This window comes from Rhodopirellula halodulae (assembly GCF_020966775.1).
GTDB classification, from domain to species: Bacteria; Planctomycetota; Planctomycetia; order Pirellulales; family Pirellulaceae; genus Rhodopirellula; species Rhodopirellula halodulae.
The window spans coordinates 2448084-2462113 of record NZ_JAJKFV010000029.1; the positions used below are offsets into that span (position 1 = coordinate 2448084).

Here is a 14030-nt window from a genome sequence, read left to right on the forward strand (position 1 = left end):
CGTGCCGCGTCCCTGAAACGAAGAAATCGCTGATTCCGTCTAGGGAGATTCCGTGACGCCTTCCGAGTGAATCGTCCCAACGGGTTATGCTGGTCGTATGAGCTTCGAGGAATCCAACACCGAACCGGTCAATCCGTATGCCACTACCTCCCATGCGGGGACCGAAGAGGATTTGGATGCGTGGCTTCCTGAGGTCGATCCCGCGGACAAACCGTTTCCAACGTTTGGTTGGACCGTCCTGAAGTGGTCGTTGATTTGCGGGATCGCCGCGATCCCAAGCTTCTATCTCGGTTTCATCGTGACTGGACAACAGGCCATCGGCATGTTGGTCGGAATCGGGATCTTCATCGCGGGATATGTGTGGGGCGACTACATCACCCGGCCACGACCGTGGCGACGTTCGCGTCGTGTGCAGTTGACAATGCGGACGGTCTATATCTTGCGATTGATCGCGTCGTTGGCCGTTCCCGTCGGGATGGTGACCGACATGTTTTTTGGAATGCTGGCGGTCATGTTCGTCACTGGGTTCACCGGGCAGGTCGGTGAGGGCAACGATCTGAGTTTCTTCGCCACCGTGGTTACCACCATCGTGCAAGGCGTCTTGCTCAACCTCGTGATGGCGGTCGTTGGGCTGTGCGTTTATCCGATCGTCAGCGTGATCGTTTCCAAACGCGAAAAGAAGCGTCGAAGGTCGACTCAGGAGTCTTCGTCGGCCGGCGACGTTTCACCGTTGTCTTTCTCCGAATCGCCATCTGCGTCGTCGCGATAGTAAGTCCGCATGTGTTTGGGAAGCGGGTCAAACGCGAGTTGATCGGCGAGGATGCCTTTGGTCTTGGCCATGCGAAGCAGCGCGATCGCGTCACCGTATCCGCCACCCACTTCGGTCAAGCCTTCCAGTATGCCCGCAAGAGAATTGTCGACTTCAGCAAATGCATCATCCTTGCCAGCTTGAAAGCGGCTGATGCGAAGCTGTCCGGACTCGGCGACTTTACGAATCATGATTCCCGAAGGGCCCAAAAAGAACGTGTCGATCTTCAAAGGTTGAACGTCGCCGAACAGCACGATTTCTGGTTTGCGATGCAGCGATACGACGACCGAGGCCGACGCCTTCGATGGGATCTGATAAAGGCGATAGGTACCGCGGAGATTTTGACCGGCCAATGAGTGCTTGGTGTCTTTGCGATCGCGAAGTGTGGCAAAACCGCCGTAGCGAGTCTCGAGGCTTGGCGAATCGAGCAAGCGTTTGAGTCCATCGACCACGTTGTGGTGATCCATGTCCTCCAGAGCTTTCAGTGCTGGTGCGCGGAAGGCGGGTTCCGATTGGGCAGCCGCGATCAGTGGATCGATCGCTTCTTCGCGGTCCAGGTAGGCGAGTGCCTCGGCGGCGTAGAAACGCAGTTCGGGATTGGAGGAGCCAACGGCTTCGATCAAAGTGGGGATGGCGGGTTCGCCGAGGCCTTCGAGTTGCAACGCCGCGTCGGCGGCCTTGGCGGGGTTTTTCATTTGTTCGCCGAGCTTGGTCAGGCGAATTTGTGTGCCGGATGATTCTGGAGCGACGCCGATGGCACGCACCACGGTCATCAGCCGCGCGACGTTGTTGCGGTATCGCGGGTGAACGTCCAATTCGATGAAGTCATCTTCGATCGGTTCGGCGATGCCTCGTCGTGTGGTGCCATCAAAGAAATAAAACCGAGCGTTGATGGCTTGTGCGATTGCGGCTGACATCTTGACGTGTTGATAGTCCGGACGAAGCACCAGACCGAGCTTACGATCGTTTTGAATCATGCCGCCCGAAAGGACTGATCCTTGAACTCGCAGGGCTCCGTCTTCGTCGCCTTCGTGGTCAGCTCGCGTCAACACGGGGCCAGTGGCGATGGCCAACACATCGCTGCTGCGGATCGCGCTGTCGAGCACCTTTTGGTGACGCATGCGAGTGTCCAGCAACCATCCACCGTGCAAATCGGTGGCTTCGGTTTTGGGTGGCGTCAGGATTTCCAGGTCAATGACATCGCCGCGGCGGGCGCCCGGCGGGATGACACCTCGGACTTGGACCAAAGCGGTGTCAGTTTGTTCCAAAAACTCATTCGGGTTGGGGATTTCGTTGCGTTTCATTTCCTCCAGCAGCATTTCGCGAAAGCTGGATGGCAGTGCGGGGCCGCCGGTGTTGGGCAGAGCGTTCACCACCGCGACTCCGTTGATCCGAACGCTTTGCATCCCGTGAGGAATCGCGGCTTCGCGAACCAAATCCGGTGGATCAGGAACCTTGAGCAACTTGGACAGTTGAGGATTCTTCGAATCGTCGTCCTTGTTGCGATTCCACAACGACGTGCAGCCAGCGGCGTGCGTGAGCACAAGTGTGAGACAAACCAGCCTGAGAAAACGGTTTCGAAGAAGAAATGTTGCAATCATGAGCTGGCAAGGACGTGCGTCGATGGATTTTGGCCACAGTTGCTGTTGGAAGTAGTCAATCCGAGCGAGCCACCACAAGACCAGCCATCCCGTGCGAGGTGGACAGGGCGTTAAAATACGGGTGCGATTGCGGTCCAGACGACAATACGCGATTTCCCACCTCGTTCCGACGATTTCCTCTTCATTGATGGACGCATGACTCAATTCGTGCAGCGAAAACCAGCGTATCCGTTCGTGATCTTCGTATCGCGTCGTTGGGGATGGTGTGTTTGGTTGGTTTGCTTGGTGTGTTCGCTGAACGTTTCCGCGGGTGGATTTGCGAAGCAAAAAACAGCCGTCACGCAATCCACAGTCGAGACACAATTCACGGTCGAGCAGACGGGGGACGTTGAACCGGGCGACGTTGAACAACGGGATGCCATTCGCCGAGGCTGGGAGGTATTGACCGAATTGCCACTGTTGCCAGGTGATTTCTCACAGGAGGTCATCGATGACATTTGGCGAAGTTGGCCACCGGAGGCTCGCGCCAAAGCCGCGCAAGCGTCACTCGAGGAACGTCAGCGATTGATCTATCAACGCTATGGGCTGTCGCCCCGGCCAACGCTGCGGGTTGAATCATCGGAGACCGGGGACTTGGTGGCGAGATTTGACTTGGACGAGTCGGTACTCAGAAAAGGCAATCAACCGAATTATCCGGGCCCACCGATGCAGTATGTCGTGGATGAAGACGGCCAATGGACAATGAACTGTTTGTCGTGCCACGGAGGTTCGGTCTACGGCGTGCCAACGCCGGGAGCCCCGAACAACCGGTATGCGTTACAAACATTGACCGAGGAAGTTCGCAGCACCAAGTTCCGAATGGGCAAACCTCTTGGGCGGATGGAATTGGGATCCATGGTGATTCCGCTGGGGACGACCAATGGAACGACCAACGCGGTGGTGTTTGGCATGGGACTGATGCACTACCGCGACGCGAATTTGAACGTTGTTCAGCGGACTCCGGTGTCATTCACTCACCACGACATGGATGCACCGCCGTGGTGGCATTTTCACAAGCGACCCTATCTGTACATCGATGGATTTGCACAGAAAGGCCATCGCGGGCTGATGCAGTTCACGCTGGTTCCGGAGAACGGGCCGGACTTCTATCGAGACAACGAAGATCACTTCCGAGACGTTTTCGCGTTTCTGTCTGCGCTTCGGCCGCCCAAGTACGAAGGCCCGATCGACGAGGACTTGGCCGAAACGGGACGTCATCTTTTCAACGACAACTGTTCTCGTTGTCACGGAACCTACGGGGCCGGTGGGGACTATCCGAATCAAATGGTGCCGATCGATGAAATCGGCACGGATCCGGTTCGCTTCGAAGCCCTGACCGTCGCGGGACGCCAAACCTATGCTGATTCTTGGTTCGCCCGGGATGCGAAGGGTGTGCGGCAGGAAACGCTGGTCGATCCTGAGGGTTACGTGGCACCGCCACTGGACGGCGTTTGGGCCAGCCCGCCTTATTTTCACAACGGCAGCGTGCCGACGCTTTGGCACGTGTTGCACCCCGAGGATCGCCCTCAACTTTGGCGTCGGGTGGATGAGTCGATGGACGAGGAGCGAGTTGGGTTCAAAATCGAATTGGCTGAGAAGGTGCCGTTGACCCAACCCGATGTTCAAGTCCGCCGCAGCTACTTCGACACGTCACGGGTTGGAAAGAGCGCCAAGGGGCACGACTATCCGAACGAGCTGACTGAACCGGAGAAGCAAGCCGTGTTGGAATACCTCAAAACGTTGTGATTGACTTGATTCGAAATTGGCATTTTTGCTAATGACGGGACAGGTCTCGTCCTTCAGTCCTTTGGCGATGCATTCGACAGATGACTGAAGCGAGCGGAGGCCCGGTTAAACAGCCCACACCGTCAGTTTCGATTCAGGAATAGGTTTTGATGAACAGTTCGCTTCGCTTCGGATTGATCGCAATCCTCGCCGTGGCCGCAACCGGATTGGTTGGGTCTTCGTCCGCCACTGCTCAGACGTCTCCGTTTCTGCGAATGTTCAAACGCGGGAAGCAGGTCGAAGCGGACCAAAACAAGACTTATTCATTGAGCGAAGAAGAAGGCCCGTGGTTGATCCTGGCACACACGTTTGTGGGTGCGGGGTCGAAAGAGCGTGCCGAGCGTTTGGCGTTGGAAGTTCGTCAAAACCTGAACTTGCCCGCTTACATCTATGAAGAGGAGTTTGATTTCTCCGGCGAAGTGGCCGCACCTTCATCGGGCATTCAGGTGACCGGTGGCACGCAGGCACCGCGTCGTCGCATGCGTTACGCCAATGCGATCCAATATGAAGCCCACGCTGTCTTGGTTGGTGAGTATGACCACTCGGAACATCCACAGGTCGCAGATGACTTGAAGCGAATCAAATCAGCCACCCTGCCAATCTTCAATGACGACAAGGAGATGGCTGCCGAGTTGGATCTTCGCAATCCGGTCACGGCGGTGAAGGCCTTGCAGCAAAAGTTCACCAAACGCAAAGGCGACGAAGGTCTGGGCGCGATGGCCAAGGCTTTCTTGATTCGCAATCCAATGCTGCCGGAAGATTACTTTGAATCACCTGAGGTGGATTCGTTTGTTCGCAAGCTGAACGAAGATAAAGAATTCAGTTTGTTGGAGTGCAATGGCAAGTTCACCGTCGTCGTGCGGACGTTTGAAGGCTACAACACGATCGTGGATGGCAAGAAAGAAAAGAAATTCCAGCCCAGTATGAAGCGTTTGGATCGCATGGCGATGGACGCGGCCAAGATGGTTCGTGCTTTGCGTGCTGAAGGCCAGGAGGCTTACCAGTACCACGACCGGACACGTTCGATCGTGACCATCGGAAGTTTTGATTCATTGGGGCAAGAATTGCCCGGCGGTGGGTTCGAGTACGCTCCGGAAATCAAGTCGATCATGAGCACCTATCGCGCCTTCAACGTTGATCCCAAAATCGCCAGCCAAGTCAATCGTGCGGGTGGCGACGGCGTGGCCGCCAAACACATCGACAACATTCCGTTTGACGTTCAGCCGTTGCCGATCGCGATTCCAAAGATCAGCAAACGCAGTTTCTACAGTGCCGCGGTTGGACGCTGATTTCGATGTTTGATTTGGTCTTGGGTACCGGCAACGCGAAAAAGCTTGTTGAACTTCGCATGATGTTGCCGGAGGACACTGTGTCGTTGACCGCCTTGTCAGAGATTTCCGAATCGATTGACGTGGTGGAAGACGGTGCGACCTTTGCCGAGAACGCGGCCAAGAAAGCCACCGAGCAAGCCAAGCACTTAAACCGCTGGGTGTTGGCCGAGGACAGTGGTTTGTCGGTGGACGCACTGAAAGGTGAGCCCGGCGTGTTTTCAGCTCGGTACGCCGGCACGCATGGTGACGACGAAGCCAACAACGACAAGCTACTTCGTGAGTTGGACGGTGTCCCGCCGGAACGTCGCGGGGCGCAGTTCAATTGCTACTTGTGTTTGTCGGACCCGGCCGGAAATGTTCGGCTCGCGGAGTCCGGGTTTTGCCGAGGGCGAATCGCCAGCGAACGCAGCGGCGGTGCCGGCTTCGGTTACGACCCGCTGTTCATCGTTCCCGAGTATCACAAGACCTTCGGCGAATTGAACCTGACCGTGAAGCGAGCGCTCAGTCATCGCTCGCGAGCGTTGCGGGTCTTCATCCCCAAACTGCTCAAACTGATTCGCTCGCTAGACGAAGCATAACTCTGCGGTCGCGGTGAAGATCTACCAGCTTGTTCGCGGATCGGCCTGGTCGGTGGATCGGCCTGGTCGGTGGATTGGCCTGGTTCGTGGATTGGCTCAGTCGAGTTCGACTTCGGCGTAGGTTTCTTCGCTTTCCCAGAGGCGGACCTTGTAGGCTTCCGCACCGGAGTCGCCGAGGATCTTTGGGCAGACATCTTCGAGAAAATGCTTGGCCATGTTCTCGGCGGTTGGGTTGCTGTCCATCTCGTAGACGCGATGGGGTTCGCTGCTGCGGATCGCGTCCAGGCCGTTTTGGTCTTGGTCCCAAAGCACGAACGTGTGGTCCCAGTTCTCGTCGATCCAGTCCTTGCAGCGATTTTTCAATTGCTTGAAGTCCAGAATGCGTCCCACGGCGTCCTGTTCTTTCCCGGTCACGTAGACCTCCAGGACGTAGTTGTGGCCATGCAAGTTTTGACATTTGCCCTCGTGCCCCACCAAGCGGTGTCCGGCGCAGAAGGTGAAACGACGCATGATTCGAATGGACAAAGAATGGTTCCTGGTTGGTGTGACTGGAGTGACCGCGTGACGCGGTGGAGTTTCTCGGGCGGCTCGCGTGACATTGCCCCCGTGACGCGGACCCGTTTCTATTGTGGGGATGTGTCGAGGGTCCGAGGGGCGTGAGCTATCGCGTTCGAAACTCGGTGGCGTCGTGCCGCGACCGGATGTCGATTCGGGTGGCGGATTGACGAACAGTATGGCCCGAAAGCCGAAAAGGTTTCTGATCCGCGTAGGTTTGTCGACCCCCACAATCCGTCGAACGTGTCCGGCGAAACGAAATGTGCGATTTGAATGGTGCGAATCTGTAGACGATCGCTTGGCGAACGGTCAATTCGTTGCCATAATGAGCGTTCCCCCTTCACTGGAGGTGCTCGCTGTGAATTGAACGATCCTTGGCGTCGCAGGGTTTGCGATGGACGAGGAATGTGCGTTCTCGACCCGAGGCCTTCTCCTTCCTGCCTGCCTATGACGGAGCCCATTCTCGGTGGCCAAGTTTTTGCTTTCCCCTTTGCGTTTGGCCGTTGGATGGGGACTCTCACCCCGGCTGTTAGGAACGATCGCGGTGGTGATGCTCACCCTGCTTCGACTCACGATCGGGTTCCACTTCATCACCGAAGGAGTGGACAAATACAAGGCGGGCAACTGGTCCGCCAAGCCTTTCTTTGCCAACGCGAAAGGTCCTTTTGCGGGGCATTTCCGCCAAATGGTCTGGGACTACGACGGCACCATGCGGTTGGATCTGGAGCAGACCAAAGTCGTTTGGGCCGTCTATCGCGACCGAATTGGCGAGCATTTTGGGTTTGACGAAAAGCAAACAGCAGCGGCGCAAAACAACTACGCCAAAGCGGTCCAGCAATACGAATACGTCATCGAGCTGAATGCCAACGACATCGAGGAGTTCGAACTGGGCCTGGGCCGAGTCGACGATTTGGATGCCGATAGCGTGGCTGGCGGAGTCAGCTCGTTGAGCGGTCAGCGAGAAGCCGTCCGAAAAGAGCTGGCGCAGAAAATTGGTCCTGTGTTCTCGCAAATCGATGCGATTTGGGAGAATTACGAAACCGCACAAAACAAACTGGCAACGCCGGAACAACAGTCCCGCTACCTTGCGTATGAACTGGTGAGGCCGCGTTTGCAAATGATGGACACCAGCGTGATTGATCGCTTGGTGCCTTACTTTGACATGGCAGTGGGTTGGTGTTTGTTGCTGGGGCTTTTCACCCCGGTCGCCGCGTTAGCTGCCGCTGGTTTTCTCGGTTCTGTCTTTTTGAGCCAGTACCCGCCAGAAACGGGGCCGACCTCCAGCAATTATCAGCTGATCGAGTGCATGGCATGCTTCGTGTTGGCCGCCACGGGGGCGGGACGCTTTGCCGGGCTCGATTTCTTTTTGCATCTCATCATCCGAAAATTCTGCGGCAATGACGCCGCCACTGCGTGACCGGGAGTCCACTCAAATGGTAGATAAGCTCAACGCCGATCAAAAAGAAGTCGGCTCACACAATTACTATTCCGCCGTCGGCAGTTACTACGACGTCAACCGTCGCGATTTTCTCCGCGGCATCGTCGCTGCAGGGGCGGTCAGCGGTGCCGGTCTGGGTGCGGCTTACTTTGGATACGGCAAAGTCACCGATCCGGTCCGAGTCGCGGTCATCGGGACGGGGGACGAGGGCAACGTGCTGATCGGTGGTTGCAACCCGGAATATGTTGACGTCAAAGCAATCTGCGACATCCGCCCCTTCAGCCAACACCGAGCGTTCCATGGCGATTGGTCGTCATCCTCGGCTCTGAAGCGTCGGCCTGGATTGATCAGCGTGGCTGGTTACAAGGACGAAGCCGAAGCACGCAAGAACGTGAAGGTCTACGACGGTTCCAACGGCGGCATCATGGCTTGCCTGGACGATCCCGACATCGAAGCGGTGATCATCGCATTGCCGTTGTTCTTGCACGCTCCCGTTGCGGCTCAGGCGATGGAACGTGGCCTGCATGTGCTGACTGAAAAACTGATGGCCCACAACGTGGCACAGTGCAAAGTCATGTCGCGAATGGCGGGTGAAATGGAAGACAAGAATGGCAATCCCATTCACTTGGCGACCGGTCACCAGCGTCACTACAACGTCAAGTATCAAGACGCGATCAACCTGATCCGTTGGGGATTGCTCGGTCAGCTTCACCACATTCGTGCTCAGTGGCACCGTGGCAACGTTCCCGGTGCCGACAGTTGGTCCATGCCGATCCCCGGTGGAGAAATGGTCAATGGCAAGAACTTTGACCGCATCGCGAAAGACATCGCTCACCGTCAGAAGTTGCTGGCGGAGACGACGGATCCCGATGAGATGGTTCGTTTGCAAAACGAGATCGCTCAGTGGACCGCTTGGGACGCTGACAAGAACGTGAATCCGAAGGAATTTGGCTACAACGATTTCTCCGTCGGCGACAAAATGTTCACCGCGATGGAAGAGCTGCATCGTTGGCGATTGTTCGATCGCACCGGTGCGGGTTTGATGGCCGAACTCGGCAGTCACCAACTGGACGCGGTCAGCATCTTCCTCAGCTCGCTCCGCGACGACGGAAAGAAGGTGCATCCACTGAGCGTTCACGCCGTGGGTGGTCGTCACATCATGCCGGTGGATCGCGAAGTCGGCGACCACGTTTACTGCATGTTCGAGTTCCCTGGGCCGGAATACAGCAGCACGTTTGACGTTGGTTATTACGACCGAGTTGAACGCTATCCGAATCCAGACAGCCCCGGCAACGGTCCCGTGGCTGGTTACGACACCGATCCGAACAAGAAAGTTGTTGTGACCTACTCGTCGATCAACGGCAACGGCTTCGGCGGTTGGGGTGAGGTCGTCATGGGAACCAAGGGGACGTTGATCTTGGACAAAGAAACCGACGTTTACCTGTACCGCAACAGCGACACCAGCAGCAAAGTCGGTGTGGCCAAGAAGGACGCCGGTTTCGCGTTGGATACTTCAGCCAGCGGCGACTACGCGGCACCTGTTGCACAAGCGGCGTCGGCTGGACCTGTCAGCCGTGGTTATCGCGAAGAAATCGAGCACTGGGCTTACTGCATCCGCAACCCAGACGGCGAAAACCGTCCTCGTTGCTACCCCGAAGTCGCCATGGGTGACGCCGTCATCGCACTGGGAACCAACGTGGCTCTGAAGCGTTCGGCAAAGGGCGAAAGCGGATACCTGAAGTTCGAAGAGGAGTGGTTCGACATCGATAGCGATGCAACTCCGGACGACAGCGATATCAAGACCGAAACCGAATTCATGAAGAAGCCAGTGGCGTAAGTCGTTGCTTCTGGAATTCGAAATGCGACACGGCGGCTTCGGTCGCCGTTTTTCGTGCGCGGTGCGGGACCGGCAACGCCATTCGCTCGATGGTCGTTGGCTAAGATAACGTCCTCGTTAACGTGACAGAACGATGACCAATCCGAACCGCTGAGCCAGCCTTGATGATGGACCGAATTTCTGTTTCCCGGATGTCTTTGATGGTCGTGCGATGTCGGGTGACTCTGTTTGGAATGGTGGCGTGGTTGCTGATGCTCGGCATGCAGCAAACCACGTCATTCGGTGACGATCGTGATCCCGGACAGGCGGATCGTTCGCGGATTAGCATCCTGCCCAACATTCTGATCGTGTATGCCGACGATCTGGGGTATGGGGACCTGTCTTGCTACAACGCGGAAGCGGCTTATCAAACACCGCGGCTGGATCAATTGGCGGCGGAAGGCATTCGATTCACGGACTCGCACAGTCCGTGCACGATTTGTTCTCCGTCTCGTTACGGATTGTTCAGCGGGCAATGTGTGTTTCGCACCGGGCGACGTGTGACGGCGTTTGAAGGAGCCAGCGGTCCCAGCTATCTCACGCCGGAGGATTGGACCATTGCGGAAATGCTGAAATCCGTCGGTTATCGCACTGCGGTCTTTGGCAAGTGGCACGTCGGGCTGACGTGGGTGGATCGCGAAGGCAAGCAACTGCGGGGCGGGTTTCGAGATGTCGATCAGATCGACTACGAAAAGAGCACGCCGCTGGTGGATGGTCCCAATGCACACGGATTTGATGTGTCGTTCATCACACCCAACTGCCCGACAACTGACCCGCTGTATCTGTACATCGAAAACGGGATGGTTCCCGTGCCAGCGAGTCAACGTCATCTGCGGAACACCCTGCCCAATCCGGGCGGGAAGTGGCGATGGGACAACGACGAAGGTTGGAAGTCACCGGGATACCAATTCGTCGATGTCGATGAACTGTTCTTCGAGAAGGCCAGCGATTTTCTAAAAGACCATGTTGAGGCACGCGGTGATCAGCCGTTCTTCGCGGTGGTGTCGACTCAGATCGCTCATGCCCCGGTGCTGCCTGGTCCGCAATATGCCGGCAAGACGGACGCGGGGCCTCGGGGAGACTTCGTTCGACAGTTGGACTCTTTGACCGGGCAGCTATTGGATCTGTTGCGGGAGCTTGGCGTGGACGACAACACCTTGGTTGTCTTCAACTCGGACAATGGTCCGGAAACAATGCATACGATCTGGATGCGTGCAGATCACAATCACGATCCGGCGGGCGGATGGCGAGGCATGAAACGCGATGGATGGGAAGGCGGGCACCGCGTTCCGATGATGATCAAATGGCCCGGCAAGATTGCACCCGGACGAGTATCGAATCAGTTGATCAACACGACTGACTTGTTCAGGACGCTCGCTGCCGCCGTTGGGGCGGACATGCCAGCGCACGCGGCGAAAGACAGTTTCAATCTGCTGCCGGAGTTATTGGGAAATGCTGACGATGGTGAGAGCATTCGCCCGTACATGTTGACGCAAAGTTTTCGCGGCGAATTTCAACTGCGAGCCGGTGATTGGAAATATTTGGATCACGCAGGGTCCGGAGGTAATCGGTACGACAGTCCATTGATGAAGCCACATTCGGCTGGCGTCGTGGAGGACGGTTTTCCCGGTCAGCTCTACAACCTGCGGGACGACCCTGGTGAGACTCGCAATCTGTACGAATCCAATGCGGCGAAACGGGAAGAAATGAAGTTGCTGTTGAAGTCGATCGTGGGATCGTGATTGGAACAGCGGTGCTCAAACGAGCAGTTCGAACAGCATGCGTTGTTCGTTGACGACCTGGAATTCGATGTTGTGTTTGGTCATCCGGTCGAGCAAGCCTTGGTAGTCGTCCCGGTGGGCGACTTGGAGGCCAACGAGTGCGGGCCCCGTTTCTCGATTGTGTTTCCGCGTGTATTCGAAGTGGGTGATGTCATCGGTGGGCCCCAGCACGTTGTTCAGGAACTCACGAAGTGCGCCGGCACGTTGCGGGAATTTGATGATAAAGTAATGCTGCAAGCCCTCATAAAGCATTGCTCGGTCGCGAATTTCTTCGGTGCGCGTGATGTCGTTGTTGCTGCCGCCGACAATGCACACGACCGTCTTGCCACGAATCTCTTCGGTGAGTTGTTCCAAAGCGGAAATCGCTAACGCACCCGCCGGTTCAACGACCAAGCCTTCGTCGTTGTAGAGCTGCAGCATGACGCTGCACACTTTGCCTTCGGGAACCAAGACCATGTCGTCGATGACTTCTTGCGCAATCTGGAAATTCAAATCGCCAACACGACGCACGGCGGCACCGTCGACAAAGTTGTCGATCTTATCCAGCGTGATCACTTCGCCCCGGCGGAGGCTGTCGTGCATAGCAGGAGCGCCGGCCGGTTCGATCCCGATGATCTTGGTCGATGGCGAAAGCTGTTTGAACACGCTGCCCAGACCCGAGATCAGTCCTCCGCCACCAACGGCAACAAGCACATAGTCGATTGGTTCCGCGTGGTCCTCGAGAATCTCCAACCCCACGGTTCCTTGTCCTTCGATGATTGCTGGATCATCAAAGGGCGGGATGTAGGTCAATCCTTCGGCGGTAGCGAGGTGGGCCTGCGAGGCCGCGTCATCAAAGGTGTCACCGATCAGGATCACCTCGACGTGTTCCTGGCCAAACAACTTGACTTTGTCAACTTTTTGTTTGGGTGTCACGGCGGGCATGAAAACTCGGCCGCGAATTTTCATGGCGTGGCATGCGTAGGCGAATCCTTGAGCGTGGTTGCCGGCGCTGGCGCAGACGACTCCCGCGGCCCGTTGTTCGTCGCTCAGTTGCGACATGCGGTTGTAAGCCCCGCGAATTTTGTAGCTGCGGACTTCTTGCAGGTCTTCACGCTTGAGCAGAATCTCCGCGTCGTAAGTGGCGGAAAGGCGAGCGTTCCGCATCAGAGGCGTGTGCCGTGCGACACCAGCGATGCGTTCGCGTGCCGCTCGGATACGTTCGGCGGCGATCAATGAAGTCATGTGGATGCAGTTCTGTTCAAACGTCAGTCACACGTCGGCGTGGAACTTGCCGACGCGGTTGTGCCGCGGGTGCGGAAGGTTGTGGATGGGCCGCGTCCGGACGGATGTTGGGTGCCGCCGCGGATGGGCCTGGTGCCATGTTAGTTGGGCGAGGTGCCGGGGGAGAGGCAGCGGGGCGGTTTGCCGTTTCATCCATTGGGACGCCCGCTGCCGCATCGAGGTCACCTAAATATTCTTCGCGGACTTTCGGATGCCGCTTCACTTCGTCAGGCGTGCCGTCAATCAGGACTTGGCCCTGGTAGATCACGTAACAACGATCCACCGTGGTCAAAATCTCTCGCGCGGCGTGGTCGGTGATCAACACGCTGATGCCTGAATCGCGGAGCTGTTGAATGACGCCTTGGATCGACTGGACCGTGACCGGGTCAATCCCCGCGAACGGTTCGTCCAGCATCACAATTCGAGGATTGGAGACCAAGCAGCGCGCGATTTCGAGTCGACGACGTTCACCTCCGGACAATCCCGCTGCCCGGCTTTTGCGGATGTGAGTGATGTTGAACTCTTCCAGCAACGCTTGGGTGCGTTCCTTGCGTTCTTTGCGGCCGACGCCCAGCAATTCAAACAGAGCCGAGATGTTTTGTTCGACCGTCAGCTTCTTAAAGACACTGGGTTCCTGGGGCAGGTAGCCCATGTGACCATCGCGAGCACGCCGGAACATGGGCCAGTCCGTGACGTCCTGTCCGCTGAGGTACACGCGGCCTTGGTCCGGTTGCACCAGCCCGCAAATCATTCGGAAGCTGGTTGATTTTCCAGCACCGTTGGGGCCCAGCAAGCCGACGATTTCCGCATCGCCGACATGCAAATTGACGCCGTCCACCACGCGTCGTCGTCCGTAAGTCTTTTGCAGCCCGACGGCTTCCAGCACCGGTTCGGATGACGATGCGAAAGCGTTCGCCTCGGTGTCCTGTTGAGGAAATGAGGTGGGAGTGAATTGATCCGTCATGTTCGATTCCT

General features: G+C 56.9%; 11 protein-coding genes. 7 read left to right on the forward strand and 4 right to left on the reverse strand.

All coding sequences use genetic code 11. The features are described from left to right. Positions 1-97 precede the first annotated feature (97 nt). Positions 98-769, forward strand: coding sequence for a hypothetical protein (locus LOC70_RS21845; RefSeq protein WP_230256090.1), 672 nt, complete (start codon positions 98-100; stop codon positions 767-769). On the opposite strand, the gene LOC70_RS21850 is transcribed toward LOC70_RS21845, so the two are convergent. Further along, positions 697-2409 carry a HEAT repeat domain-containing protein gene (locus LOC70_RS21850; RefSeq protein ID WP_255716323.1) on the reverse strand — a complete coding sequence of 571 codons (1713 nt, stop codon included), beginning with the start codon at positions 2407-2409 and terminating at the stop codon, positions 697-699. The genes LOC70_RS21845 and LOC70_RS21850 overlap by 73 nt on opposite strands. A gap of 195 nt (positions 2410-2604) precedes the next feature. Here LOC70_RS21850 and LOC70_RS21855 point away from each other — a divergent pair, with 195 nt between their 5' ends. From LOC70_RS21855 to rdgB, 3 genes are all read left to right on the forward strand, one after another. Continuing rightward, entirely contained in the window at positions 2605-4194 is a 1590-nt protein-coding gene (locus tag LOC70_RS21855) for a c-type cytochrome (RefSeq protein WP_230256092.1), read from the forward strand. A gap of 149 nt (positions 4195-4343) precedes the next feature. Beyond that, the gene (locus LOC70_RS21860; protein ID WP_230256093.1) at positions 4344-5522 is read left to right on the forward strand and encodes a hypothetical protein; all 1179 of its coding nucleotides are present in this window, start codon (positions 4344-4346) and stop codon (positions 5520-5522) included. Positions 5523-5527: 5 nt separating this feature from the next. Next, positions 5528-6142: an RdgB/HAM1 family non-canonical purine NTP pyrophosphatase gene (gene rdgB, locus LOC70_RS21865; protein WP_230256094.1), complete on the forward strand. Its 615-nt coding sequence runs from the start codon at positions 5528-5530 to the stop codon at positions 6140-6142. A 96-nt stretch (positions 6143-6238) separates the two neighbouring features. Here rdgB and queD read toward each other — a convergent pair whose 3' ends face one another. Next, positions 6239-6652 (reverse strand): 6-carboxytetrahydropterin synthase QueD, encoded by a 414-nt coding sequence (gene queD, locus LOC70_RS21870; protein WP_230256095.1) that lies wholly within the window; start codon positions 6650-6652, stop codon positions 6239-6241. Positions 6653-7163: 511 nt separating this feature from the next. Between queD and LOC70_RS21875 the strand changes: the two genes are divergently transcribed. From LOC70_RS21875 to LOC70_RS21885, 3 genes are all read left to right on the forward strand, one after another. Continuing rightward, entirely contained in the window at positions 7164-8114 is a 951-nt protein-coding gene (locus LOC70_RS21875; RefSeq protein WP_230256096.1) for a DoxX family protein, read from the forward strand. Positions 8115-8130: 16 nt separating this feature from the next. Beyond that, positions 8131-9972, forward strand: a complete 1842-nt coding sequence (locus LOC70_RS21880; protein ID WP_230256097.1) for a Gfo/Idh/MocA family protein — start codon at positions 8131-8133, stop codon at positions 9970-9972. Positions 9973-10163: 191 nt separating this feature from the next. Further along, a complete protein-coding gene (locus LOC70_RS21885) occupies positions 10164-11753 on the forward strand; it encodes a sulfatase family protein (RefSeq protein WP_230256098.1) in 1590 nt (529 codons plus the stop codon). Between the two features lie 15 nt (positions 11754-11768). On the opposite strand, the gene ilvA is transcribed toward LOC70_RS21885, so the two are convergent. Together ilvA and lptB are read right to left on the reverse strand one after the other, a co-directional pair. Continuing rightward, entirely contained in the window at positions 11769-13016 is a 1248-nt protein-coding gene (gene ilvA / locus LOC70_RS21890; protein WP_230256099.1) for a threonine ammonia-lyase, read from the reverse strand. A gap of 16 nt (positions 13017-13032) precedes the next feature. Continuing rightward, on the reverse strand, positions 13033-14019 hold the full coding sequence (gene lptB / locus LOC70_RS21895) for an LPS export ABC transporter ATP-binding protein (RefSeq protein ID WP_230256100.1): 987 nt from the start codon (positions 14017-14019) through the stop codon (positions 13033-13035). Positions 14020-14030: the final 11 nt, after the last annotated feature.